The sequence below is a fragment of the Synechococcus sp. PCC 7502 genome, assembly GCF_000317085.1.
GTDB lineage: Bacteria > Cyanobacteriota > Cyanobacteriia > Pseudanabaenales > Pseudanabaenaceae > PCC-7502.
Map to the genome: position 1 here is coordinate 2537555 of NC_019702.1, position 24381 is coordinate 2561935.

Sequence of the window (24381 nt, forward strand, 5' to 3'; positions counted from 1 at the left end):
AGCATTTACAGGGTTTAAAGCTCAAAATCATCGTCATCATCGCTAAAAGTTGCCAGTTCAGCCTGAATATCTCGAAAGAAGTCGGATTCTGTAATTTGTGATACTTGTTTTTGGCGCTTCACCTCATCGATTTCAATTTTTAAGTCTTCTAACTGTTGTTTTAAGGATGTTTCTGCCAGTTTTGCTTTGGTATAGTCATCGGCAATACCTTCGTAATAAAGAATATTTTGATCGGCATCACGGACAATTCTGACGCTTTCTCTGATCCATATAATCGAGCGATCGCGTCGGTAAGCTTGGTATTCAAAACCTGAAACCTCATCAGAGTTGGTCTCAGAAAAAAGTAAATTCAGTTCAGTTAAGCAATTGGGACTAACATATAAACTTTCCCCCGTTTGCTCTAAATGGGTAATCAAATCCTGCGGTGATTCATAACCAAACATCTCTGCAAAAGACGGATTCACACTTAAAAATTTCCCCTTAGGAGTCATTTGAAAAATTCCTTCTACCGCATTTTCAAAAATACTGCGATAGTTTGCCTCGGCAATCCTCAATTCGTCGGCAATGAGACGGTACCTTTGTTCGCTGGCTTTAAGTCTGTCCACATAAATAAACGCAGTCATCCCCAGTCCTGTACTAACTACACCTATAATCGGCGGTATAAGGGGAATCCACCAACTAAGTACAATAAATGCGCCATAATCACTCAGGGCGATCGCTCCCACAGTTAAAATTACACCACTGAGGTTAGCTAGCCAAAATTGTTGAGCCGTGCGAAAATTTCGTAGTTGCCATGTAAAAATACCGATTCCAACAGTCCAAACAATAATCCATAGGTATTCCCAAGGTTTCTCCCAAGTCGTAATACCTTCTCTCCCATCGATCGCAGCAGCTAAAACTTGACTAGCAACTTGAGCATGAATTTCCACACCCGCCGTTTGGCTAAAGCTAGTGCCAAAGTTACGATCTAAAGGAGTAGAGAAAAAGTCCTTTAAACTCACTGCCGTCACCCCAATTAGCACTAGGCGATCGCTAAATAAATCTTGGGGAATCTTATTTTGCAGCACATCTCGTAAACTAACCGTGCGAAATCTTGGCTCAGAACGGCGGTAATTTAATAAAACTTGATCACCTAAATCCTCAGCCCCCACATAACCACCATCATTACTCTTAAAATAATGGGGAGATTGCACAGCTTGGGGATAGCGCACATTAGGTTCGGCATTCAGAAACTCTAATGCTGTATATAATCCTAAGCCTAAAATTGACTGCCCTTTTTCTAGCTCTGCCCCCCAAAAGCCCCGTCGAACTACACCATCATTATCAATAATTAGCTCAGCTGCACTTACCTGTCCTTGATCTTGGAGGGTTGGAGGAGGAGCGATCGCCCCAGTCCCAGATTTAATTGTTCTGACTCCCACAAGATTAGGAGTAGTCTTAAACACTTTAACTAATTCATCATGTCCAGGTTCAACGGGTAGATCTCGCACAATATCCAACCCAATTGCCCTAGGTTTTTGTTGACGGATTTTTGTAATTAACTCAGCAAGAATGCGATCGCTTATGGGATATTTTTCTAAGGTTTGAAGGTCAATTTCATCAATGCCAACAATAATTACCCGTTGATCTTGAGGTTCACTAGGACGTAACTGTAACAACTGATCATAGGCAAACAGTTCAGAAAGTTGCAAAAACCCCAATGCCCTTAAAGCAATAACCAATAATACGGTAATTGGCGTTACTACCAGAACCCCTCGCCACGCCCAAATTTGGTTACGGATTTTTGCACGCATTAGCAACTCAGTTAGTTAATCGGTTTGCAGCATTTTAGCAGGGGCTGGTTAGCGATCGCTTCAAATTTCACGGATTTCAATAATTCTCGCATCTGCACTGTGGCTTCTGGGGCTTTATCATCAACAAGAGTTTTAAGCATATCTAGCCAAATACCCTCTTGAGCATAGGTTTCTGCCGTTTGAGGCTGGCTATTAACCTTTGCACTTAAGCTGACTCGCCGCACAAATCCCTTAAGCTCGTTTGTCCCCTCAGTATTTCTAATTACCACCCGCCACTGATAATTTTTGCCAGTCTCTAAATTAGGAGCATCATTGGGCAGATTAAATTGGACAATACCACCAGTTGCTGTTAAATCAAAAGTAGTTTGAAAAACCTTATCATCCTGTTGATCAAATAGCTGAAATAGGGCTTTACCTTCTTTCATACTGGGAACATAAAATAAAAAACTAGGCTTTGCCGACGCGGTTAAGGGAATAGTATCAGCAGGAACCAGAACAATAGGGCAGTTACTTTTACATGAATCCGATCTAGTGGTTCCCCCCAAGGAGTTTTGGGGAATACCCATGCCTGTGCGAGGTTTGTAAAAAAATCTCTGAAACTGACTAGGGTTGGCACTGCTCTCCAGACTTGGGGCAAGAAGAACAGCTAATAATAAAGAGCTAACTAGTAAAGGCTTGGCGATCATGGTTTTACTCCTAGGGAGAAAATTAAGCATAAACATCGATTGGAACTATAACCTACAATATCGATTAAGGCAGATTAAAGCTGTGAGTTATATCACGAGACTTAATACTATTAATCACCCAATAAAATAACTAGTATCTAAATTTCAGAAAAATCTTAATCTTTACTCTTGTCATTTTTGGTAACTCTGCTAATATGTATAAACCCCAAAGGGCGATTAACTCAGTTGGTAGAGTGGCTCGTTTACACCGAGTTTGTCGGGGGTTCGAGTCCCTCATCGCCCATAGCTATTCGTATCTTAATCTTTTGAGTAAATTCCCTAAGATTTAAGCAGGGTATCCAGTGCTAGATTTAACTTCAGCACATTTACTCCTTCTTCGCCAAAAATGCCAAGGAAACGTCCATCGGTATTCTGCTGAATCAAAACCTCCAACTGATTAGGGGATATTTTTCGACTTTGGGCAATTCGAGTAATTTGTGCTTTGGCAGCGAGCGGGGTAATGTGAGGATCAAGGCTAGAGCCGGAGGTATAAACTAAATCTGCGGTGGGCGTAATGCCAGCTTTTTGGAGTCGGGGAATCTCGCCTGCGATCGCTTTTTGGGGGTTTGGATCAGGTTTACCTTTGATGCGATCAATCAAATCAGGATTACTCGGAGCTAAATTACTTGCCCCAGATACCCCCGTTTTCAGGATTCCAGCTTGATCATCTTTGGGATTGGCAGTGCTGTAGTTGGTAGTGCTAGGGCGGCTGTTAAAATAGCGATCGCTAGTAAAAGGCTGTCCAATTAAACCAGAGCCAATAACTTCACCTTGGGCATTACGAATTAAACTACCATTTGCCTGATTGGGGAATAATCCCTGTCCGATAGCTAACATAGAAAAGGGATAAATTACTGCTACCAAGAGCCAAATGATGATGGTAAAGCGGAGAGCTTTAGTAAGTTCACGAATGGGGTTCATAGGTTTTCTTTGATTCTAAAATTTCTCTGGTTGAAACATGACAAAAAAGAGGTAGATGGAAAAACTCACAGTTACAATTCCCAAAATTCCAATGGCATAAGCCTGCGATCGCCCTAAAATTTCAGAGTTAACAGCATAGATTGCTGGAGCAATAATCAGGTTTAAGCACACCAACAGAAATAATTTGAGCGATCGGGAATGCTTAGGACGAGTTAAAGAAAGTAAATGCTGCTTTAATTCATTTTTAAGTTCATTTTTAAATTGATTAGCAAATTGATTAGTAGAATTAGGCTTAATCTGAGTCATGTGTACATTCTCCATTAGGTAATTGGCAGTAGAATATCGATAAATTTAATTGCCACAAACGGAGCGATAACTCCACCCAGTCCATAGATCAAAATATTCCGTTGTAGAAGTTGATCCGCAGTCAAAGGACGAAATTTTACTCCAGTTAGGGCGATGGGAATTAGGGCAGGAATAATTAAAGCATTGTAAATAAGTGCAGAGAGAATTGCTGATTGCGGACTTTTTAGACCCATGATATTTAATGCTCCAATTCCAGCACTGGCAAAGATCGTGGGAATAATCGCAAAGTATTTAGCAATATCATTGGCAATGGAAAAAGTGGTTAATGCTCCCCGCGTGATTAGTAATTGCTTCCCGATCGCTACAAGATCAATCAGTTTAGTTGGGTCAGAATCTAAATCCACCATGTTGGCAGCTTCCTTTGCGGCTTGGGTGCCAGAATTCATGGCTACGCCTACATTTGCTTGAGCCAGAGCAGGAGCGTCATTGGTGCCATCCCCTGTCATCGCTACTAGCTTTCCTTGAGCTTGTTCATTGCGAATAACTTCAATTTTATCTTCGGGAGTAGCTTCGGCAATGAAATCATCGACCCCCGCTTCGGCGGCAATTACTGAAGCTGTAATGCCATTATCCCCAGTCAGCATGATGGTTCTCACTCCCATACGCCGCAGTTGATCAAATCTTTCGCGCAAGCCCGGTTTAACAATATCCTTGAGATAAATTACCCCATACAACTCATTCCCTTGACATAAACCTAAAGGCGTTCCACCGAGCCTGGATACTTGTTCATAGGCATCATCAAATTCCTTTGGTACATTGCCACCGCGCGATCGCACAAAACCTCTAATTGCTTCGGTTGCGCCTTTACGCACTTCAGTTTGATCTGGCAAGTTAGTTCCACTCATGCGAGTTCTAGCGGAGAAATCAATTCCTTCAGCTTTACTAGGGTCAAAGTGTAAAGTTGCTCCCAATCTGTCTGCTAATTGCACAATGGATTTACCTTCAGGGGTTTGATCGAAAAGGCTGGCTGCTAAAGCTACGGATGCCACTTGATCAATAGAATGTCCATTCACAGGGATGAATTGATCTGCTAGGCGGTTACCTAAGGTGATAGTTCCAGTTTTATCCAACACCAATGTATTAATATCTCCACAAGCCTCCACTGCTCGACCAGATGTGGCAATTACATTAAACTGAGCTACCCGATCCATGCCTGCAATGCCGATCGCACTTAAAAGTCCACCAATAGTTGTAGGAATTAGAGCTACTAATAAAGAAACTAGAATAGCGATCGTCGTGGGAGTTTTTACATAGTTGGCAATGGGAGGAATCGTGGCTACTACGATTAGAAAGACCTGTGTTAGCACAGCCAAAAGAACCGTCAAGGCAATTTCGTTAGGAGTTTTCGTGCGTTCTGCGCCTTCAACTAAGGCAATCATCCGATCAATAAAACCTTTACCTGGGTCGGTAGTAATCCGAATAGTTAATTCATCGGAAACTATGCGCGTTCCACCCGTCACCGAACTTGCAATATCCGTCCCCGGTTGTTTGAGTACTGGTGCTGACTCCCCTGTAATTGCAGACTCATCCACTGATGCCACTCCATCAATCACTTCCCCATCGGCGGGAATCATTTCACCTATTATTACTTTGACTAAGTCCCCCCGTCGCAGTTCCGTAGAGCTAATATTTTGGATGGAGCCATCGGGTAGAACCTTACGGGCAAGGGTATCAGTGCGGGTAGTTCTTAAGGAGTCAGCCTGTGCTTTTCCTCTACCTTCAGCGATCGCTTCGGCAAAGTTAGCAAAAATTACTGTAAAAAACAGAATGATTGTAATTAATCCATTGAGAATACGTTCTTGATTCACATCCCTTGCAACGGTGCCAAATAAATTGGGATCAATAGTGACAAGAAAGGTGACAATCGTGCCAATCCAGACTAAGAACATCACTGGGTTTCTAGCAGCAATTCTGGGATTGAGCTTCACAAAAGCTGATTTAATCGCCCTAGGATATAGCCCTACCATTGAGGCTTTGGGGGTATGTCTGCGAGAGTCACGAGTACCACTGGGAACCTTACTAGGAATTTTAGGAGAAGATGGAGTATTCATTTTTTCTCTAAACTATTAAGAAGTATGGAAGAATATTGGAAAGAATGAAAGAGAATTGAGTATTCTGTGTAGAGATACCTTATTAGGAAGTTGAAATGAAGTTGAGATCGAAAAAAGTATTATTTTCAACTAGAATTCACACTTAAATTTTTCACTTTAAACTTAGTTAAATTTAGTTAGTAACTAAGTTGAAAAGCTTCAGCAATTGGTCCTAAAGCTAATACAGGAAAGAAAGTCAAGGCAGCCATAATCAAAATCACTCCCGCAGTCACAGATGTGAATAGAATCGTATCAGTGCGAAGTGTACCTGCAGTCATGGCAACGGTTTGTTTACGGGACATGCCATCTGCCAATAAAAGTAGGGCAACTATGGGAATATATCGACCTCCCAATAAACTGACGGAAGTACTAAGGTTCCACCATAATCCTGTGGCGGCAGGTTGACTATCCACTAATCCTTCAAACCCAGAACCATTATTTGCTGCGGCTGAAGCATATTCATAAATTACTTGGGAGAGTCCATGAAAACCGGGGTTGCTGATTCCTGCTAGTTGATCGGGAAATGCTAGGGCGATCGCTCCGGGGATGAGGATAAAAATTGGATGCACTAGCAAAATCAAAAAACTAGTTAGGACTACTTCCTGCTTTTCAATCTTCCGTCCCAAAAATTCGGGAGTTCTACCTACCATTAACCCAGTGACAAATACCGCCAAAATTGAATAGGCATATAGGTATGCGGTTCCCGTCCCCTGTCCACCCCAAAGAATTTGCAAAAACAAATTAGATAAAAATACAAACCCACCATTTGACATAAAAGAATCAAGCATAGAATTAACAGCACCAGTCATAGTTCCACTGGTCGTCACCGCAAATAAAGCCGACTGTGCCCAACCAAATCGTACTTCTTTACCTTCTAAATTTGGACTTTGCCCACCAAGTAGGGTATTGACCAGAGGGTTCCCTTGATACTCACCAACTCCCGTAACGATAATGAAAGCGACATAGATAATGAACACCAAACCAAACAATAACCACGATTGTTTACGATTATTAGTGATCTCACCATAGGTGAAAATCAGTGCTGTAGGAATCGAAATCATCGCCAAAATCTGAATTAGATTCGTGAAGTTATTAGGATTCTCAAAGGGATGGGCGGAGTTAATGGCAAAGAACCCTCCACCATTTTCACCAAGTTGCTTGATGATCTCAAAATGTGCCACTGGTCCGATGGCTATTGCCTGACTCAGATTAGGATTTTCTAAGGTGGGGACAATAATAGGTACAGATAGGGTCTCAGGCACGCCAGCCGCCATAAATACGATCGCCCCGACAATACTAATCGGTAATAAAATCCGCGTAATCGCTAGGGTTAAATCACTATAAAAATTACCCAAGGGTCTGCCCGTTAAACCTCGGATAAAAGCGATCGCCACCGCAATCCCCGTTCCCGCAGAGGTAAAAAACATAAACCCTAGTCCCAGAGTTTGAGTGAAGTAACTGAGAGTAGTTTCCCCTGAATAATGCTGCTGATTGGTATTAGTCATAAAGGAAATAGTTGTATGCAGAGCCGTATCCCAAGTGGGAGCAGGTAAACCCGTAGGATTTAAGGGTAGTAATCCTTGCAACATCAGCATTAAAAATAAAAACACTGACATAATCAAGTTGCTGTATAAAACTCCCCCAGCATATTGCCAGCCATTCTTAGGGTTTTCGGGATTAATTCCACTCAACCGAAAAATTAATGCTTCAATTGGTCTCAAAACTGGATCAAGTAAGGTCTTTTGTCCTAAATAAACCTTGGCGATATAACTACCAAAAATCGGGGCGATCGCCACAATCAATATCAGTGTTAGCCCTATTTGTAGCCATCCTTGTAGCATAGATTAATTCCACTAATTCGATCTAATCATTAACTTAGTCCTTCCATCATTGACGATTTTCTCAAGTTTGCACAGGTATAAAAAGATATAACTTGAGTTTAGGGAAATGTTTAGATGTTGTTTAGGTCAAGACTTACGCAATACAATATAAGAAAAAAACCAGATTTGGAAGGGATTTGGGGCTTTGCTCTATATGTATCGGCATGGGCGATAGTGGTATGACTAACCTATCAGAACGGGTTGACGGGCTACTTTATGCAGAGCATCCAGCCCCATCTCCCGTTAAAAATCGAGTCGGTATATTAAACTAGCCTTGAATTAATTGAGTATCTGGTCATGAATATAGAACTTGTATCCCTTCAGCTACCCGCCAGCCTCTACGAAAAATTGCAAACAATAGCGATCACCGAGAATACTGATATTGTTGGTGCGATCGCCTCTCAACGAGGATTACTTTGACATCCCAGCACTAGAATTTAAATAATTAAACGCCGATCTTGTATTAATAAACTTTCTAATTCCAAAGCAGGTAGAGCTTTACTAAAGAGATGTCCTTGAATTAAATCGCAGTTGTTTTCTACTAAGATATCTAGCTCATCTTTGGTTTCGACACCTTCTGCTAAAACTCTTAAGTGCATACTATGTCCCAGTTGAATCATGGCAATGACGATCGCTTTATTCTTAGAATTAATTGCCATATTGCGGACAAAACCTTGATCAATCTTCAGCGTGTTTAATGGAAATTGTTGCAAATAGCTTAAAGACGAATAGCCAGTACCAAAATCATCGAGGGAAATTTCTACGCCCAAGGATTTAAAGTAATTAAGCCGAGCAATGCTACCTTCAATATCTTGGACAATCGTGCTTTCAGTTAGTTCCAAGTCTAGATAATTGGGGTTAAGGTCTGTTTTGGTTAAAATATCATCTAACATCTGTCCCAAGCTTGCCTGTTGAAATTGCCGAGGCGATAGATTAACTGACACTTTAATTAGCTCAGAACCCTGCCGATTAAGTAGATGATGCCAAGCTTTCATTTGCTGACAGGCTGACAGGATCACCCATTCACCAATCACCATAATTGCGCCATTGCGTTCAGCCAAGGGAATAAATTTATGCCAAGGCACAGAGCCATACTTAGGATGCTCCCATCGCAGTAAAGCTTCTACTCCTTTGATTTTGCCAGTTTTTAAGCAAACTTGGGGTTGGTAATAAAGCTCAAGCTGGTTACGTTCTATGGCTTTATATAAATCTATTTCCAGCTCTAGGGAATCTTCAGGCTCTTGGATATTAGCATTATAGACTCCAAAGGTATTACCACCGGAAATTTTTGCCTGTTGCAGGGCTGTGGTTGCACTTTGCATCAGCGTATCTAAATTTTGACCATGTTCAGGAAAGAAGGCAGACCCAATACTGGCATTAATACGGATTTCTTGGCGATCAATGACAAAGGACTGAGATAGTGAATCGAGAATAGATTGGGAAAGACTTTCAACTTTAGATTCAAGAGATGATTCAAGAGGCGATTTAAGAGATGGTTGAGGATTTTGATCCTTAATCAGAATGGCAAACTCATCAGCATTGAGTCGAGCTAGGCTGTAATCATTGTTAACTAAAGCTTTTCCTAGTCTTTGCGCTACTAGTTGCAACAGAGCATCGGCAAATAAATAGCCTTTGGTTCTATTAATCCGTTTAAAGCGATCTAGATCAATTATTAAAATAGCTAAGGGAACTCTAGTAGCGATCGCTCGGTTAAAATTTTCTTTGAAGGCATAGCGATTGAGTAATCCCGTCAGACTATCCCGTTGGCTTAGGTAGTTTAGCTTCTCTTCGGCGGTTTGCAGACTACGGATTAGGTCTTGGGTTGTGGTTTGATAGAGGTTTTTTTGCAGACGGGTAGCGATCGCCTCTAGGAGATCATTTTGTCCAATGGGTTTAGTTATATAGTCATCGGCACCAAGATTCATTCCTAATCTGTGACTGGCTCGATCGGCTTTAGCTGTCATAAACATAAATGGAGTAGAGGCAAGCCCATCAGAACTTCGCAATTCCTGTAATACACCATAGCCATCAAGATTGGGCATGATAATGTCGCAGATGATTAAATCGGGTTGATAGTTCCGTGCCAACTGCATACCTATTAATCCATCTTCTGCCCCTAGGGATTCAAAGCCATGATTTTCTAAAATTTCTAAAATATCTTCTCGGACTGATTGTTCATCTTCGATTACTAGAATTTTAGGCATTTGGCTCTAGTGTAATGAATGGCAAGTGAATTGCAGCTAACTTAATATTGCTGACATTATATTAACGCTGCCCACGGGATTAGGCAAAAGTTTGATTATGACTCACCTATTGCTGTAATATATTAATCCTATGATCTGCGGTCATGGCGGAATTGGTATACGCGCTACTTTGAGGTGGTAGTGGGCAACCGTGGGAGTTCGAGTCTCCCTGACCGCACTTAGTTTTTACTACTATTTTTATCAGAATTTTTAGCTTTTTGTTCCAATTCTTGCGCAACAGCTTGGATTGCCACCTGATGTTCGGCAAAGGTACGACTAAAAATATGACTGCCATCATAGCGAGCCACAAAAAATAAGTAGCCATGAACTTGGGGATTTAAAGCAGCTTCAAGACTTTTTAGTCCTGGTGCAGCGATCGCTCCCGGTGGCAAGCCCTTATTCAGATAGGTATTATAGGGAGATGGAGTCCGAACTTGCTTGAAGGTAAGAGGCTGATCGGGGGTTTGCTTAATATTTAAGCCATACTCAACGGTGGGGTCTGACTCTAGGCGCATTCCTAGCTTTAATCTTGATTGAAAAACCCCAGCGATAATGCTCCGCTCTTGATCTAAAACTGCTTCTTTTTCAACAATACTGGCAAAGGTCACCCAATCCTTAAGATTTATACTGCCTGATTTAGTATGAATTAAAGGTAACGCCACCTCTTCAAACCGTGAAAGCATCATGGCAATAATTTGATCGGGGGTAGCTTGTCCATGAATTTGATAGGTATCAGGAAACAAAAAACCCTCAAGACTACTAATTTTAGAGGGCAGCCAAGGTCTTTGCTTTAGGTTAGTTTTTGTAGCTTTAATAAAATCTCTGGCGGGAAAAAATCCCTTCTGCTCAAAATAAGTTGCCATCTGGGCGATCGTCCAACCTTCGGGAATGGTAAAAACTACTTCTTCAGGGATTTGGGTCTGGATTTGATCTAAAACTTCAAACAGGGAATGACTAGGGGAAAATTTATAAATTCCTGCCCTTAAAGCGGTGCGATCGCCCTTAATTTCTAAATATTTTAACCATATCCGCAGTGCCAAGCCAGAACGAATTACCCCCGCAGTTTCCAGCTTAGAGGCAATTTCTTGGGTAGGTTCGCCCTTATTGATGATCAGTTTAATTTTGTTTACTTCTAGGTTTAATTCTGGATTCGGAGATGCGATCGCCCACAACCACCACAACCCAGAGCTAGTTATTACCAAAGCGATAACCAATAGGAGGTTAGTCTTCTTCGTCATCAATCATATGCTCTTCAACATAGGGCTGAATCATTTCTAATTCGTCTTCAGTTAGCAATTCGTATTGACCATTACTGCCCAATTTAGCAAAAAACATCACTGGACTGAGGGGGGTAAATATGGAATAGGGCTGCTCTTCGTGAAGAAATTTAGCTAGTTCTTGGTATTCTTCAAAGCTATCATCATCCAAATCTACGGTAAAAATTTCCTCTTCGTCAAAATCTGGTAGCTCACCCTCAACGGTTAAAGTAAAAGCTGTGCGCTTTAGTTTTAAGTTCTGCTCTGATAGAACAGCCTGGGCTGTAGAAAATACTGCTGCTAGCTCATCCGCTTCCAAGTCAACTAAAATTTCATCATCTTCATCTTCGCCCTGTTCCCACGCAAAAATCTGTACAGAGTTATCAATGGGTTGCAGCAAAAAATACTCTACGTCATCAACAGCAATGGTATCTTCTATGTTGCATACTAGGGTTCCGCCCGTCTCATCAGTCAGTATTATTGTCGAGTCCATAGGTATTAAAAAATTTTGTGATCAACGTTCAAAGCTCTGTTGGCTTCAAAATTATGACAGTTTTTGGCACACTATTTCTATTTTTAGCTTCTATCTTCAGAAAAAAGTCTAATTTGAAATCTCTTTGGGGTATCAATTTAGATTTATTTTGGATTTGCTATACACTGTGATTGCGTCTTTAGGTATCTTCTTTAACTATAAAAATGGGCAGTAAAATCAAATTGTTGGTATTAGACATAGACGGCACGATCAATGGTAGTTCTAACCAAGTTAATGCTCCAGTCAAAGCCGCAGTCAAGGCAGCCCAAGCACAGGGGGTAAAGGTGGCGATCGCTACGGGGCGAATGTATAGATCGGCATTGCGATTTCATCGAGAAATTGGCGCAGACTGTCCCTTGATTTCTTACCAAGGCGCATTTATTAAAGACCCAGAGGCAGATAAATTAGTAGGACATTGGCCCGTAGAAGTACCTCTTGCTTTAGCTTTAATCGATCACTTTAGCCAGTTTGATTTTAGCGATCGCCTGTCGGTGCATTTATATCTGGATGATTGTTTATACGTTAAGGAAATTACCCCAGATTCTGCCATCTATGCCGAGCGATCAGGAGTAGAACCTATAGCAGTTGGTAACCTTCAGGAATTTCTTAAAACTAATGCCCATAATCCTCCTACGAAAATACTGGCATTGACTGATCATCCTGAACCGATTAACTATATGTTTGATACCCTGATTCAGCAATTTTCGCCCCAACAATTGTATTTAACCAAGTCCCAAGCAACATTTTTTGAAGCGACCAATCCCATTGCCAATAAAGGTACCGCCGTTAAGTATTTAGCGGAAAAGATTTTAGGCTTAGATGCAAGTGCTGTTATGACTGTGGGCGATAACTTTAATGATGTGGAAATGATTCAGTATGCAGGAGTTGGTGTAGCGATGGGAAATGCACCCTTGGGTTTGCAAAAGTTAGCGGATTGGGTGGCACCAGATGTAGAGCAGGATGGGGTAGTTGCTGCCATTGAGCAGTTTATTTTAGTTTAGTTTTAACTAAATTGGGCTAAATTTTTTGCTAAATTTTCAGAGCAGAGACAAATCTTTCGATGCCATTGTGATCAAGATGGATTTGAATATTTTGATAGTTGCCGTTAATTTCTAGGAGCGATCGCACGGTTTGTGCCTGTCCTGCCATCACTTCAATTAGCCAATGCCCACCCCTAATTAAATACTCGGGTGCGGTTTGAATTAAGTAACGAATGCAATCTAGTCCATCTGTACCGCCATCTAATGCCAAGTGGGGTTCATGGTTACAAACTTCTGGCTCAAGTTGCTTAACCTCTACCGTAGGAATATAGGGTGGATTAGAGATCATGCCTGTAATTTGAGATTTAAGATGATCTAAAGGCTCAAACCAAAACCCTTGATAAAACTGGATCGGAATTTCTAGGGGATACTTGTCGGCATTACGTTGAGCGATCGCTAAGGCACCATGGCTATAATCCACCGCATAAACTTGAGAATTTTTTAGTTCTAATGCTAAACCAATGGCGATCGCCCCACTACCAGTACCTAAATCCACCCAAATAGCTGCTGAGTTAGGATCACTTTGGTCTAAAACCAGATCAATTAAAATTTCTGTCTCTGGACGGGGGATCAAAACATCAGCATTAACCACCAATTCTAAATTCCGCCAGTGAGTTTTACCAATTAGGTACTGAATGGGAGTTTTGGCAATTATTCGTTGCTGCCACATCTGATCAAGTTTTACAACTTGAGACTGATCTAACTCAAGGGTTCCCAACTTTAAGTGCAGCCGCTCCGCCCCAGTCATCCCCAAGACTAACCAATCTAATTCAGCCCCAGAGATATTATGGGATTTTGCTTCAACCTCCGATCGCCTGTACCATTGCCCAAAATTCATTAAGAGCTAAGGGATTGAGACTTAATCCACTGGCGAAAATCATAGATCACGCTATTTTCACTCCTGTTTTGCCGATCCGCTAGGACTTGATTTACCTTAGCTGCTGTGAGCATTGGAAAAGCTAAACTAAATGCAAATATTTTATAATCATCCCCAATTTGAAGCTGAAAAAACTGTAATCCCTCATTAGGGTTATAACGCCACACTTCAGGAATACCTAGTTGTTGATAAATTTCCATGCGCTGAGTAGAGGGACTAGTAATATCTACTTCGATAACTAAATCTGGTGGTAGATTGGGGGGAAGTTGGGGATTGAGTCCTTTTAGGTAGTGAGCATTGTGAATATAAAAGCAGGTATCAGGTTCCACTCCACGAGCTAAATCTTCTCGCTCCAAAGTGGTTGATCCCATATCTACAATCTCTAAACCCAGTTCCTCGGTTAGTACGATAACGATCCTAGTAAGTAATCGGTTAATGATTTCATGGATTTTAGATGGCATTTTAATGCTTAGAAGTCCTTGATTATAGGTCAGGCGAATTCCACGGTGATCGCCCATATCCCTTTTCAGGTTTTGGTAAGTCTGCCAACTAACATGGGGGAGAGAAACTAACTGAGTAAAAGTAGATTGGGACTGATTAACCAAACTATTAATCACGATTGAAATTTACTCCAGCAATAGCTAATACTCTAAACAGACACTTCCTGCCACTCTAACCTTTCTAGGGTAATGGAGCGTTCCAAAGCCCGTTCAAAGCTATCTAGTTTAGGTTCAATTTGTAAAGGCTCGCCGACGTAACCTTGAATTGCTTCTTGGGTTTTTAAGCCATTGCCCGTAATATAGACAACTGTAACTTCATCGGGATCGATTTTACCTGCTTCCACAAGTTTCTTAAGTACAGCGATCGTCGTACCCCCAGCAGTTTCAGTGAATATGCCTTCGGTTTCGGCTAGTAATTTCATTGCTTCAATAATTTCGGCATCAGTGACCGACTCAATATTACCGTTAGTTTTGCGGGCAATATCTAGGGCATAAACTCCATCCGCAGGATTGCCGATCGCAATGCTCTTGGCAATGGTCTTAGGCTTCACAGGGGTAACAAAATCCCGTCCTTCACGGAAAGCTGTAGCAATGGGAGAACAACCATCAGCTTGGGCACCACTGAATCTAACGGGTTTATCATCTACTAAGCCAACTTTAACAAACTCTTGGAAACCCTTATAGATTTTGGTAAACAATGAACCAGATGCCAAAGGCGCAACAATGTGATCGGGTAACTGCCATCCCAACTGCTCCGCTACTTCATAGCCCAAGGTTTTAGAACCCTCTGAGTAGTAAGGACGCAGATTAATATTTACAAATCCCCAACCGTGGGTGTTAGCAACTTCGGAACAGAGGCGATTAACTTGGTCATAGTTACCTTGCACGGCAAAAACCTTGGGGGCATAAACTACAGTACCCAATACTTTGCCTGCTTCTAAATCTGCAGGAATAAATACACAACAATCTAAACCAGCATGGGCAGCGATCGCCGCCGTTGAGTTAGCCAAATTTCCTGTACTAGCACAGGCAACTGTACTAAACCCTAGCTCACGGGCACGGCTTAAAGCCACAGATACTACCCGATCTTTAAAGCTTAGAGTAGGCATATTGACGGCATCATTTTTGATGTAGAGATTTTTGATACCTAGTCTTCGTGCCAAGCGATTAGCCTTTAATAAAGGGGTCATACCCGTTCCGACATCTATATAGTTGTCAGTTTGGACAGGTAAAAAATGACGATAACGCCAGATCGAATTTGGTCCAGCCGCAATGGTTTCTCGACTTACCTTAGAAGCGATCGCTGCATAGTCATAATCAACTTCTAGGGGACCAAAACACATTTCACATACATGCATGGCTTTAGGTTCATACTTAGACCCACATTCTTTACACTTGAGATGACTGAACGTCTGCGTAACACTAGCAGGGGAATTGATGATGGATGTCATAGTAGATGTCCCTAAATATACCTAGCTAATAGACTAACACAAGTTAAAGAAGTAAGTATCGCCAAACACAAAATTTTCCACTAAATCTTTATTAGTTTTATTAGCTAGCTATGGATCGGTACTCAGGATTTATGGTATCTTGACTTGATGCAAACAATAATTCTAAAAAAGGTTAAGTAGTTCACAATGGCTAAACGCCGCAATCAAAAAAAGGAAAAGGCTCTTCGCAACCAAGCCTATGCTCGTAAATTTCGTAAACGTACACCGATTGGACGCTTTGGACGTAAACGCTTTGGCGGCGGTCGCTTTGGCGAAGGTGAAGACAGTGAAAATGAGACTGAAAACGTTGAAGAAGGTGCAGAAAGCGGTACTAGATAATCTGGGCACAAATTCTGGATCATACTTACTAGTCGCAGCAATATAAAATTCAATGCCCCAAACTGCTCTAGCGATAGATAGCACCACTGAAGTTTTAGAACTAGCGATCGCCCAAGTTAGTCCAGAAGTTAATCCTCTAATATGCCTTAATTATCAAAAATGGACGTTAGGACGTGATCTGTCAGTACAGATTCATACCTGTCTAGCGGAGGTGATGAGTGCTTATCAGTGGAGTGATTTGGCTTTCTTGGCGATCGCCTCTGGCGTAGGAAGTTTCACTAGTACTCGCATTGGCATAGTTGTAGCTAGAACTCTAGGTGAACAACTTGGGATTCCTGTTTATGCCATTAGTTGCAATGACATTAATTCTCAAGCCAAAGAAAATAACCTACCAATTATGAGCCTGATTAAAATTGGACACAATCACTGGGTTACTGGGGAATATCGCCATTGGTCAGAGGCTTTACCACTGTATTCCTAGTATTTTTCTCGTATTTTTAATATGTGGGTAATATGTCAATCCAATCTATTAAAAGTTAGTTCCAAATTAACCAAATAGCCCTAAACTAGTCAACAGCCCAAATTTGTATTTGATCAAATGCTTCAAGAACTTACAAATCTTCCCGTCACCGCCCAAGAAGGCTTAATGCTATACGAAGACATGGTATTAGGACGTACATTTGAAGATAAATGTGCCGAGATGTATTACCGTGGCAGAATGTTTGGGTTTGTCCACCTTTACAATGGGCAGGAAGCGGTGGCAACTGGTGTAATTAGAGCGATGCGTCGGGATCATGACTATGTATGTAGCACCTACCGAGATCACGTCCATGCTTTAAGTGCAGGAGTTACCGCCAACGAAGTCATGGCAGAGTTATTTGGTAAATCCACGGGGTGTAGCAAAGGGCGGGGCGGCTCTATGCACATATTCTCAGGGAAGCATAATTTTTTAGGTGGCTTTGCATTTGTGGCAGAGGGGATTCCTGTAGCAGCAGGGGCAGCATTTCAAAGTAAGTACCGTCGTGAGGTGATGAATGATCCTACTGCCGATCACGTGACTGCTTGCTTCTTTGGCGATGGGGCAACTAACAATGGACAGTTTTTTGAAACTTTAAATATGGCTGCACTCTGGAGTTTGCCAATTATTTTTGTCGTGGAAAATAACAAGTGGGCGATCGGGATGGAGCATGTCCGTGCCACCTCTGACATTGCCATTTATAAAAAGGCGGCTGTATTTGGAATGCCCGGTTTTGAAGTTGATGGCATGGATGTGTTAGCAGTGCGTCAAGTCACACAGGAAGCAATACGTCGAGCCAGAGCAGGAGAAGGTCCAACCCTCTTGGAATGTATGACTTATAGATTTAGAGGTCACTCACTTGCTGATCCCGATGAGTTAAGACCTAAAACTGAGAAAGATGAGTGGTTTGGCCGAGACCCAATTAAAATTTTAGCTGCCAAATTATTATCCGCAGGTCTAACTTCTGAACAGGAATTAAAAGCCATAGATAAAAAGATTCAAACTTTGGTAGAAGATTCCGTTAAGTTTGCAGAGTCTTCACCTGAGCCAAGCCCCGATGAGTTATATCGCTTCCAGTTTGCTGAAGATGAATAGCTAATTGAATTTTTAGCTTTGGGTTTTCGTTAATTACGAACTCTGATAACTGGCTGCTTGTAAGACAAACATCTGATGATACAAACCTTTTAATCTCATTAGTTCCTGATGCGTACCAACTTCCATAATTTTGCCCTGATCTAAAACCACAATTCGATCTGCCATTTGCACTGTGGAAAAGCGATGACTGACCAGAAAAGTAATTCTGCCCTTAGTTAGCTCTCGAAATCTTTGGAATAAATCATGTTCGGCGATCGCATCCACTGCAGCCGTGGGTTCATCTAATATTAAAATCTGTGCTGAGGTCATAAATGCTCGTGCAAGCCCAATTTTTTGCCACTGTCCCCCTGAAAGTTCTACACCTCCAGTAAAAATCTTGCCTAAAATCGTTTGGTAGCCTTGATCTAGTTCCGAAATTACCTCCGTTGCTCCTGCGGCGATCGCTGACTGTTGAATTTTTGCCTGATTTTGATATTCCTTTAAGTCTCCAAACCCAATATTGTTCTCCACACTTAAGGCATAGTGGGCAAAGTCTTGAAATAAAACGCCAATTTGCGATCGCAACTCCTGTAAATCAAATTCTGCTAAGGGAATGCCATCAATGGTAATTTCCCCTGCATCTAGGTCATAAAACCTTGCCAGCAGCTTTAATAAAGTTGTTTTACCTGAGCCATTTACGCCCACAAGAGCTATACATTCATGGGGCTGGATTGTTAAGTTAATATTTTCTAGGGCAGGATGACTAGAGCCTTCATACTTAAAGGTCAGATTTTTAATCTCTAACCCCGACCGAATTGGCATGGGAAAAGGGCGATCACCTTGACTAATAATTTGCGGTTTTAAGCTTAAAAATTCAAAATACTGAGAAACATAGAGGTTATATTCATAGATAGTAGCGATATTCTGTAAAATCCCTTGAATTGCATTTTGAGCCTGCTGGAAGGCACCGCCATACATGGTCAAATCTCCCACCGTAATTAAGCGTTGCACCGCCTGCCAAATCACTAACCCATAGGCTCCGTAAAATCCTAAACTTGCCACGATCGCAATGCCAAATCTGGCTAAAGCCTGCTGTAATGCTAGTATTCTGGATTCTTGATTAAAACTATCCCGAATTTCTTGGTACTGGTTTAAAAAATACTGCCCTAAATTAAATAACCGAATTTCCTTGGCAAAGTTGGGATCAGTTAAAATTTCACCAAAATAATCCCCTAACCTTTTACTTTGGGTTTGTCGTCGCATCATCCAAAATCTCCGACTGGAATAATTTACCCCCACCCAAAAAGTTGGTAAAGAGGTAATTATTAATAGCAAGACAACTAGGGGGCTAAACCTGATCAATATACTCACCAGTCCGATTAAACCGATGATCTGCCCTACTAATTGGGTTAGATTACCAACAACTCTTAAAGGATAAAAGCTCCCACTTTGCTGCGCTCGACTTAGGGTGTCATAAAACTCGGCAGATTCAAAATGGGTAAGGTCTAAACGGGTGGCTTGATCTAATAACTTACCATTGGCATAGAGGGTAAAGCGATCACTCAAAACCTGAGATACATAACTATTGCCCTGTTGCAAAGCTTCCTGAAGCAAAGATAGCCCTAAGCCTAAACCAGCCAACATTAATAAGGGCAGAATCTCTAAACTAGAGTTACCTTGGGTGTGATTAAGAGTAAAAATAATGCGATCAACAACCAACTTAGTGACATAAAGCTGTCCCACAGGAATTAATGCCCCTGCCAAAGTTAGGATTAAATTAATAATTAACCACCCAGAGGCTGCTTGCCAAACCAGATGGAGTAACTTGGGGACATTTTTCAACAATACCTGTAATGATATTAAAGCTCTCATAGCACGCTTAGGTTGATCGGATTTAGAACGTGCCATGATCAGGTTTTAGCTTAGTTTTTAGTTAAGATTCTAGCTGTTAATAATTTGGGTTAATGCCCCAGTAATCTCTGGATATTGAAACTTAAACCCATTCTTTTCCGATTTAACAGGTAAAACTTTCTGCCCATCTAAAATTAGGGTTGCTGATTCTCCATACAAAAACTGCAAACTAGCAGCAGGGGCGGGAATAAAGGCAGGGCGATCAAGTACCTGAGCCAGAGCTTTAGTAAATTCTAAATTAGTCACTGGTTTAGGTGCAGTTCCATTCAGGGCATTTTCAATTTGGGGATTAGCGATCGCAAATAAAATTAAACTAATCAAATCCTCAATGTGAATCCATGAAAACCACTGCTTGCCCGAACCTAATTTTCCACCTAACCCTAATTTGAATATTGGCAAAATCCGATCTAAAACTCCACCTTTACCTAAAACAATTCCCGTACGCAGTTTTACCACTCGCACCTTGGCTTGAATGACTAGCTCGGTTTCTGCTTCCCATAGTTTGCAAACTTCTGCTAAAAAGTCATTGCCACCTAGGCTATATTCATCGAAGCTTTTAGATAAATCAGTGCCATAAAACCCGATCGCTGAACCATTAATTAAAACTTTAGGCTTATTACTAAGAGAATTAATTGCGGTAACAATTACACGGGTGCTAAGCTGCCGAGTCTGGATAATTTCTTGCTTACGCTTAGGTGTCCAAGGTTCACCAAAAATGGGAGTGCCAGCTAGATTAATTACAGCATCTGCTCCAGCAAGTACCTTTATCCAATTCCCTGCCTGTAAAGGGGTATAACCAACTACTGCTACCTTTGGGAAATAAATGCTCGGAAACTGACGGCTTGCTCTTTTGGAATCCCGTGCTAAAAGTATGATTTCATGCCCAAGGGTGTGTAGTTTCTCAATTAATTTCACCCCAATAAACCCAGTGCCACCTGCTACAACAACTTTCATGCCTATTTCTCTAATTTTTTCCTAATTCCAAGTCGTTGTCATTTTACTGGACAATCACTTGAGCGTATAGCCATGTCGTCAGTACATTTCTGGACACAATAGCATCTCAAAATAACCTTGCCAGTTTCTGGCTATGCCACAGCTAAGGTAGATTGAGCCGAATTGATTAAGGGTTGCAGGAGTGCCAATTGTTCAGGAGTTAATTCTTTTTTTAAGGTTTGGTTTAATAATTTAAATGAAGCTATGTACACTGCTTGTAGATCATAAGCGGGAGAAATTTGCTCTAACCAATCTAGTAATCGAGTTTTGAGAAAAGCAGAATCATCGGTCAAGATCGCCATAGCCGCATAACGTACTACTAAGATTAGATTTTTGATCGCAATTTCCAAAATCTTTGGAGCAACCTCTGGTAATTGGGCTTCAAGCTGATCGGCTATAGTCTGCATAATCTTGATTTCGCGATCGCGCAGGAGCTTGTATAAACTTAGGCGGCGAGGCATAGATTTAACGGCAGCCTCAAATGCACCGATTTCTTCGGGAGTAAGATAACGGTTTTCAGCTTGGTAAACTAGATTCTTAGTTTCAGTATTCACAAAAATTTATACTCAGGGTGGTTATACGCAGGGATGTCCTTGGTTATCAATATATCATTTTGGCGATTACCGCACATATACAAACTCTAGTTACAAGCGGGTAAGTTCTATGATCTTCCATAATCCTCCCCATAATTTTCATGGCTAAACCGAAAATCAAAATTGCGATCGTTGGTGATATTCACGATCAATGGACACAGGCAGATCATCAAGCTTTAAGTCAGTTAAATGTAGATTTAGTTTTATTTGTGGGCGATATTGGTAATGAATCAATTGCCTTAGTAAAAGCGATCGCTGAGCTTGAACTCCCTAAGGCAGTAATTTTAGGTAATCATGATGCTTGGTATGCGATCCGTAAAAAGAAAAAAGTTCCGCTAATTCATAGAGAAGATGGGGTTAAAAAACAATTAGAACTATTAGGAAATGTCCATGTGGGCTTTAGCTATTTAGATTTTGCGGAACTTGGTTTAAGTGTAGTTGGGGCGCGTCCATTTAGTTGGGGTGGTCAAAAATGGAAAAATACAGACTTTTATAGCGATCGCTTCGGTGTTAAAAATTTTAATGAATCTGTGGCTTTGATCATGACATCGGTACAGAAATGCGCCCACAATCACATTATTTTTCTAGGACACAATGGTGCATCTGGTTTAGGCGATCGCCCCTGGGATATTTGTGGCATTGATTGGCAAACTGGGGGCGGGGATTACGGTGATCCAGACTTAGCAGATGTAATCTCTAAAACCCAAAATTTAGGTAAAAATATTGCTTTTGTGGCATTTGGACACATGCACCACCAAATCAAAAGCCATCGGGATCGGTCAAGAACTGCTGTAGTTAAAGATCAAAGGTCAGTGGTGCATATTAATGCAGCCTCTGTGCCTAGAATTATAGATGATTTCCATAATTTCACGCTCGTCACCCTAGAGAACCTAAAAGTAACTGAAGTAGCATTAGTATGGATTAATCCAAATTTGGGTACAACTTCAGCGCAAATTAGTTACCAAATCTGAATTTTGGTTAGGATGTTTTGATGAAGGCTATTGGTTTTTAAGGACTAGAGGTTTATGACAGCTATACCTAAAACATTGCACACGGATTTTAAGCTCACTGGGGAACCATTGGATATTTCACTGGCATACACAGCCGCAGATGATCCTCAAAATGGGGCAGTGGTACTAATGAGTGGAATGGTGCGAAATCAAACTGCAGGAAGGGCAGTTACGTACTTAGACTATCAGGCATACGAATCCATGTCGCTGCAAATATTCAGGCAAATTGCCCAAGATTGCCAAATCCAGTATCCAGAAATTAGCCGTGTCGTCATTCATCATCGACTGGGACAGCTTAAGGTGGGAGAAATTAGTGTGTTAATAGCAGTGGGATCACCCCATCGAGCCGCAGCCTTTAATGCCTGTAGTTATGCCATTAATGCCCTGAAACAAAATGCTCCCATCTGGAAAAAAGAATATTGGTTAGATGGCACAAGTAGCTGGGTCAATATTTAATTGACTAATAATTGCTTAATAGCTGTTGACTAACCTGCGTTTAGATTTATTACCAGACTTATCCAAAACCGAAACACTAACTTCAGACAAAGGTAGCGATCGCACGGCATTGGTAAAAGTATTGATCTGATATACCGTTGAAGTATCTATATTAAGCGCAGTTAACCAGCCACTTTTAGGATGATAGGCACCCGTATCTATACCCAGCCAGCCAGCACCTTGAGCAATATCGCCCGCATTTAGTCCAGGAAAGACAAAGGTAATAGTATGCCCCGTAATAATAGTTTTGTTGGCAAAGTAAGGTTCTTTACTCCGATGAAACGGCTCCCGAATCCAGCAAAATTCCGTAGAACTTTGAGCGTTAATCTCCAATTTAGGATTTAAACCTGCATGGACTAGCCAGAAATCTCCCAAATCTAAGTATAGAGGTAAATTTTGCATCCATTCTAAATGTGCCTCTAACATCTCAGAACTACTATAGCTTTCCAAAGTGCGTGATCCACCATTGATCAGCCAGCCCTGCCACACTGCCGATGAATTAGGATAGGAAAAAGCCTCAATACACATCTGCTCATGGTTTCCGAGAATACAGCTATGCTGATTTTTGATCACCCAATCGACAACGTCAGCACTTTGAGCACCGCGATCGATTAAGTCACCCAGAAAAAATAGCTGATCGTCGGCGGTCAAGTTAATTTGATTTAACAGCAACATCAAGCCGTCAAATTGTCCATGCACATCTCCGATTACATATCGACTCAAAGCAGGCTCCCAAAAACTCTAGCTATACTGTTTATCTTATAAGTTTATTTTAACAAGTCTATACTTATAAGCCTTGATCGGCTCTTAATATTAAACGGGTGTAATCCAATGGCGGTACTGAGGTAATAGCCCATGAATTGCTTTACTAAATAGGTCTTGCAGTTGTTGAGTAATTTTACCAACCTTGCCATCCCCCAAGTAGCGATGATCAAATTGGGTAATTGCGGCAATTTCTGTAGCAGTACCCGCAAAAAATGCTTCATCAGCAACATAAAGTTCGGTGCGATCTATAGGACGAGAAATTACTTTTAAGCCTAATTCCTTGGTTGCTAGTTCAACTATGGTGTCACGGGTGATGCCTTCTAAAATATTTTCGGTGATGGCACTGGTAATTAACTGATTACCTCGCACTAGAAATAAATTCATGGCACTGCCTTCGGCGACATGTCCTTCATTAGTTAATACCACCACATCGTCATAGCCGCAGAGATGTCCATCGGTTTTGGCAAGGGCAGTATTGACATAAGCTCCATTGACTTTGGCACGGGCGGGTATGGCATTATCATCTAATCTGCGCCATGCCGATACACCCACATGTAAACCCTTAGTTGTGTCTATGTAGCCATCCATTGGTACTGTAAATAGACAAAAATCATCTTGGGTATCTTTCACGGTCAAGATTGGTCCAATGCGTAGATCGGATTTATAGACAATCGGGCGAATATAGGTGGCAGAGCTACATTGATTGCGTTTGAGAAGGTCTAAGGTTAAAGCACACATTTCTTCGTGGTTAAGTGGTGATCGCAGGCGTAAAATCCGACAGCTATTCATCAATCTGGCATAATGTTCAGGCATTCTAAATACACCCATCTGCTGAGACTCAGGTAACCAGTAGGCTTTTAATCCCTCAAATACAGCGGTTCCATAGAGAAAAGCATGGGTACGCACACTGATAGTTGCCTGATCTAGTGGTACAAATTGTCCACGCAGATACGCATATTGTTCCGACATAT

24 protein-coding genes and 2 tRNA genes are annotated in these 24381 nt (G+C 41.4%); 9 read left to right on the plus strand and 17 right to left on the minus strand.

What is annotated here, in order from left to right; translation table 11 throughout:
* Positions 1-14: 14 nt before the first annotated feature.
* Positions 15-1793, minus strand: a complete 1779-nt coding sequence (locus tag SYN7502_RS12630) for a CHASE2 domain-containing protein (protein WP_015169186.1) — start codon at positions 1791-1793, stop codon at positions 15-17.
* An 11-nt stretch (positions 1794-1804) separates the two neighbouring features.
* Positions 1805-2509 (minus strand): DUF928 domain-containing protein, encoded by a 705-nt coding sequence (locus SYN7502_RS12635; RefSeq protein WP_210391284.1) that lies wholly within the window; start codon positions 2507-2509, stop codon positions 1805-1807.
* 180 nt (positions 2510-2689) lie between these two features.
* Between SYN7502_RS12635 and SYN7502_RS12640 the strand changes: the two genes are divergently transcribed.
* A tRNA-Val gene (locus SYN7502_RS12640) sits at positions 2690-2762 on the plus strand.
* A gap of 35 nt (positions 2763-2797) precedes the next feature.
* On the opposite strand, the gene kdpC is transcribed toward SYN7502_RS12640, so the two are convergent.
* The 4 genes from kdpC to kdpA form a co-directional block, all read right to left on the minus strand.
* Positions 2798-3439 carry a K(+)-transporting ATPase subunit C gene (gene kdpC, locus SYN7502_RS12645; RefSeq protein WP_015169188.1) on the minus strand — a complete coding sequence of 214 codons (642 nt, stop codon included), beginning with the start codon at positions 3437-3439 and terminating at the stop codon, positions 2798-2800.
* A 15-nt stretch (positions 3440-3454) separates the two neighbouring features.
* Positions 3455-3745 carry a potassium-transporting ATPase subunit F gene (locus tag SYN7502_RS12650; RefSeq protein ID WP_015169189.1) on the minus strand — a complete coding sequence of 97 codons (291 nt, stop codon included), beginning with the start codon at positions 3743-3745 and terminating at the stop codon, positions 3455-3457.
* 14 nt (positions 3746-3759) lie between these two features.
* Positions 3760-5856, minus strand: a complete 2097-nt coding sequence (kdpB, locus tag SYN7502_RS12655; protein ID WP_015169190.1) for a potassium-transporting ATPase subunit KdpB — start codon at positions 5854-5856, stop codon at positions 3760-3762.
* A gap of 176 nt (positions 5857-6032) precedes the next feature.
* Positions 6033-7736, minus strand: coding sequence for a potassium-transporting ATPase subunit KdpA (gene kdpA, locus SYN7502_RS12660; RefSeq protein ID WP_015169191.1), 1704 nt, complete (start codon positions 7734-7736; stop codon positions 6033-6035).
* Between the two features lie 336 nt (positions 7737-8072).
* Here kdpA and SYN7502_RS21185 point away from each other — a divergent pair, with 336 nt between their 5' ends.
* On the plus strand, positions 8073-8195 hold the full coding sequence (locus SYN7502_RS21185; RefSeq protein ID WP_015169192.1) for a hypothetical protein: 123 nt from the start codon (positions 8073-8075) through the stop codon (positions 8193-8195).
* 17 nt (positions 8196-8212) lie between these two features.
* Here SYN7502_RS21185 and SYN7502_RS12665 read toward each other — a convergent pair whose 3' ends face one another.
* The gene (locus SYN7502_RS12665; protein ID WP_015169193.1) at positions 8213-9979 is read right to left on the minus strand and encodes a putative bifunctional diguanylate cyclase/phosphodiesterase; all 1767 of its coding nucleotides are present in this window, start codon (positions 9977-9979) and stop codon (positions 8213-8215) included.
* Positions 9980-10116: 137 nt separating this feature from the next.
* Here SYN7502_RS12665 and SYN7502_RS12670 point away from each other — a divergent pair.
* Positions 10117-10196: transfer RNA gene (locus SYN7502_RS12670), tRNA-Leu, on the plus strand.
* A 1-nt stretch (position 10197) separates the two neighbouring features.
* On the opposite strand, the gene mltG is transcribed toward SYN7502_RS12670, so the two are convergent.
* Both mltG and SYN7502_RS12680 read right to left on the minus strand, forming a co-directional pair.
* On the minus strand, positions 10198-11256 hold the full coding sequence (gene mltG / locus SYN7502_RS12675; protein ID WP_015169194.1) for an endolytic transglycosylase MltG: 1059 nt from the start codon (positions 11254-11256) through the stop codon (positions 10198-10200).
* Positions 11240-11767 (minus strand): DUF3727 domain-containing protein, encoded by a 528-nt coding sequence (locus SYN7502_RS12680; protein ID WP_015169195.1) that lies wholly within the window; start codon positions 11765-11767, stop codon positions 11240-11242. The genes mltG and SYN7502_RS12680 overlap by 17 nt, the downstream gene beginning before the upstream one ends.
* A gap of 203 nt (positions 11768-11970) precedes the next feature.
* Between SYN7502_RS12680 and SYN7502_RS12685 the strand changes: the two genes are divergently transcribed.
* Positions 11971-12807 carry a Cof-type HAD-IIB family hydrolase gene (locus SYN7502_RS12685; RefSeq protein ID WP_015169196.1) on the plus strand — a complete coding sequence of 279 codons (837 nt, stop codon included), beginning with the start codon at positions 11971-11973 and terminating at the stop codon, positions 12805-12807.
* A 28-nt stretch (positions 12808-12835) separates the two neighbouring features.
* Here SYN7502_RS12685 and prmC read toward each other — a convergent pair whose 3' ends face one another.
* The 3 genes from prmC to thrC are packed head-to-tail and all read right to left on the minus strand — an operon-like array spanning position 12836 to position 15674.
* Positions 12836-13684 (minus strand): peptide chain release factor N(5)-glutamine methyltransferase, encoded by an 849-nt coding sequence (prmC, locus tag SYN7502_RS12690; RefSeq protein ID WP_015169197.1) that lies wholly within the window; start codon positions 13682-13684, stop codon positions 12836-12838.
* Positions 13684-14340 (minus strand): Uma2 family endonuclease, encoded by a 657-nt coding sequence (locus SYN7502_RS12695; protein WP_015169198.1) that lies wholly within the window; start codon positions 14338-14340, stop codon positions 13684-13686. Before SYN7502_RS12695 ends, prmC begins: the two co-directional genes overlap by 1 nt.
* A 32-nt stretch (positions 14341-14372) precedes the next feature.
* Positions 14373-15674: a threonine synthase gene (gene thrC / locus SYN7502_RS12700; protein ID WP_015169199.1), complete on the minus strand. Its 1302-nt coding sequence runs from the start codon at positions 15672-15674 to the stop codon at positions 14373-14375.
* A gap of 186 nt (positions 15675-15860) precedes the next feature.
* Here thrC and SYN7502_RS12705 point away from each other — a divergent pair, with 186 nt between their 5' ends.
* The 3 genes from SYN7502_RS12705 (at position 15861) to pdhA (ending at position 17664) form a co-directional block, all read left to right on the plus strand.
* Positions 15861-16052 (plus strand): hypothetical protein, encoded by a 192-nt coding sequence (locus SYN7502_RS12705; protein WP_015169200.1) that lies wholly within the window; start codon positions 15861-15863, stop codon positions 16050-16052.
* A 52-nt stretch (positions 16053-16104) separates the two neighbouring features.
* On the plus strand, positions 16105-16533 hold the full coding sequence (tsaB, locus tag SYN7502_RS12710) for a tRNA (adenosine(37)-N6)-threonylcarbamoyltransferase complex dimerization subunit type 1 TsaB (protein ID WP_015169201.1): 429 nt from the start codon (positions 16105-16107) through the stop codon (positions 16531-16533).
* Positions 16534-16650: 117 nt separating this feature from the next.
* Positions 16651-17664, plus strand: a complete 1014-nt coding sequence (gene pdhA / locus SYN7502_RS12715; protein WP_015169202.1) for a pyruvate dehydrogenase (acetyl-transferring) E1 component subunit alpha — start codon at positions 16651-16653, stop codon at positions 17662-17664.
* Positions 17665-17697: 33 nt separating this feature from the next.
* Here pdhA and SYN7502_RS12720 read toward each other — a convergent pair whose 3' ends face one another.
* The 3 genes from SYN7502_RS12720 to SYN7502_RS12730 all read right to left on the minus strand — a co-directional run bounded on the left by SYN7502_RS12720 (position 17698) and on the right by SYN7502_RS12730 (position 21101).
* Positions 17698-19551: an ABC transporter ATP-binding protein gene (locus tag SYN7502_RS12720; RefSeq protein ID WP_015169203.1), complete on the minus strand. Its 1854-nt coding sequence runs from the start codon at positions 19549-19551 to the stop codon at positions 17698-17700.
* A gap of 33 nt (positions 19552-19584) precedes the next feature.
* Positions 19585-20508 (minus strand): TIGR01777 family oxidoreductase, encoded by a 924-nt coding sequence (locus SYN7502_RS12725; RefSeq protein ID WP_015169204.1) that lies wholly within the window; start codon positions 20506-20508, stop codon positions 19585-19587.
* Positions 20509-20639: 131 nt separating this feature from the next.
* The gene (locus SYN7502_RS12730) at positions 20640-21101 is read right to left on the minus strand and encodes a globin family protein (protein WP_015169205.1); all 462 of its coding nucleotides are present in this window, start codon (positions 21099-21101) and stop codon (positions 20640-20642) included.
* A 140-nt stretch (positions 21102-21241) separates the two neighbouring features.
* Between SYN7502_RS12730 and SYN7502_RS12735 the strand changes: the two genes are divergently transcribed.
* Positions 21242-22111 (plus strand): TIGR04168 family protein, encoded by an 870-nt coding sequence (locus tag SYN7502_RS12735; protein ID WP_015169206.1) that lies wholly within the window; start codon positions 21242-21244, stop codon positions 22109-22111.
* Between the two features lie 54 nt (positions 22112-22165).
* Entirely contained in the window at positions 22166-22606 is a 441-nt protein-coding gene (locus SYN7502_RS12740) for a molybdenum cofactor biosynthesis protein MoaE (RefSeq protein ID WP_015169207.1), read from the plus strand.
* A 15-nt stretch (positions 22607-22621) separates the two neighbouring features.
* Here SYN7502_RS12740 and SYN7502_RS12745 read toward each other — a convergent pair whose 3' ends face one another.
* Positions 22622-23368 carry a metallophosphoesterase family protein gene (locus SYN7502_RS12745; RefSeq protein ID WP_015169208.1) on the minus strand — a complete coding sequence of 249 codons (747 nt, stop codon included), beginning with the start codon at positions 23366-23368 and terminating at the stop codon, positions 22622-22624.
* Positions 23369-23458: 90 nt separating this feature from the next.
* The gene (locus tag SYN7502_RS12750; protein WP_015169209.1) at positions 23459-24379 is read right to left on the minus strand and encodes a branched-chain amino acid transaminase; all 921 of its coding nucleotides are present in this window, start codon (positions 24377-24379) and stop codon (positions 23459-23461) included.
* Between the last annotated feature and the right edge of the window lie 2 nt (positions 24380-24381).

Excerpts from the sequence above, each read along its gene's own strand:
- SYN7502_RS12630 (WP_015169186.1), bottom strand. The coding sequence starts at position 1,793 with ATGCGTGCAAAAATCCGTAACCAAATTTGGGCGTGGCGAGGGGTTCTG.
- SYN7502_RS12635 (WP_210391284.1), bottom strand. The coding sequence starts at position 2,509 with ATGCTTAATTTTCTCCCTAGGAGTAAAACCATGATCGCCAAGCCTTTA.
- kdpC (WP_015169188.1), bottom strand. The coding sequence starts at position 3,439 with ATGAACCCCATTCGTGAACTTACTAAAGCTCTCCGCTTTACCATCATC.
- SYN7502_RS12650 (WP_015169189.1), bottom strand. The coding sequence starts at position 3,745 with ATGACTCAGATTAAGCCTAATTCTACTAATCAATTTGCTAATCAATTT.
- kdpB (WP_015169190.1), bottom strand. The coding sequence starts at position 5,856 with ATGAATACTCCATCTTCTCCTAAAATTCCTAGTAAGGTTCCCAGTGGT.
- kdpA (WP_015169191.1), bottom strand. The coding sequence starts at position 7,736 with ATGCTACAAGGATGGCTACAAATAGGGCTAACACTGATATTGATTGTG.
- SYN7502_RS21185 (WP_015169192.1), top strand. The coding sequence starts at position 8,073 with ATGAATATAGAACTTGTATCCCTTCAGCTACCCGCCAGCCTCTACGAA.
- SYN7502_RS12665 (WP_015169193.1), bottom strand. The coding sequence starts at position 9,979 with ATGCCTAAAATTCTAGTAATCGAAGATGAACAATCAGTCCGAGAAGAT.
- mltG (WP_015169194.1), bottom strand. The coding sequence starts at position 11,256 with ATGACGAAGAAGACTAACCTCCTATTGGTTATCGCTTTGGTAATAACT.
- SYN7502_RS12680 (WP_015169195.1), bottom strand. The coding sequence starts at position 11,767 with ATGGACTCGACAATAATACTGACTGATGAGACGGGCGGAACCCTAGTA.
- SYN7502_RS12685 (WP_015169196.1), top strand. The coding sequence starts at position 11,971 with ATGGGCAGTAAAATCAAATTGTTGGTATTAGACATAGACGGCACGATC.
- prmC (WP_015169197.1), bottom strand. The coding sequence starts at position 13,684 with ATGAATTTTGGGCAATGGTACAGGCGATCGGAGGTTGAAGCAAAATCC.
- thrC (WP_015169199.1), bottom strand. The coding sequence starts at position 15,674 with ATGACATCCATCATCAATTCCCCTGCTAGTGTTACGCAGACGTTCAGT.
- SYN7502_RS12705 (WP_015169200.1), top strand. The coding sequence starts at position 15,861 with ATGGCTAAACGCCGCAATCAAAAAAAGGAAAAGGCTCTTCGCAACCAA.
- tsaB (WP_015169201.1), top strand. The coding sequence starts at position 16,105 with ATGCCCCAAACTGCTCTAGCGATAGATAGCACCACTGAAGTTTTAGAA.
- pdhA (WP_015169202.1), top strand. The coding sequence starts at position 16,651 with ATGCTTCAAGAACTTACAAATCTTCCCGTCACCGCCCAAGAAGGCTTA.
- SYN7502_RS12720 (WP_015169203.1), bottom strand. The coding sequence starts at position 19,551 with ATGGCACGTTCTAAATCCGATCAACCTAAGCGTGCTATGAGAGCTTTA.
- SYN7502_RS12725 (WP_015169204.1), bottom strand. The coding sequence starts at position 20,508 with ATGAAAGTTGTTGTAGCAGGTGGCACTGGGTTTATTGGGGTGAAATTA.
- SYN7502_RS12735 (WP_015169206.1), top strand. The coding sequence starts at position 21,242 with ATGGCTAAACCGAAAATCAAAATTGCGATCGTTGGTGATATTCACGAT.
- SYN7502_RS12740 (WP_015169207.1), top strand. The coding sequence starts at position 22,166 with ATGACAGCTATACCTAAAACATTGCACACGGATTTTAAGCTCACTGGG.
- SYN7502_RS12750 (WP_015169209.1), bottom strand. The coding sequence starts at position 24,379 with ATGTCGGAACAATATGCGTATCTGCGTGGACAATTTGTACCACTAGAT.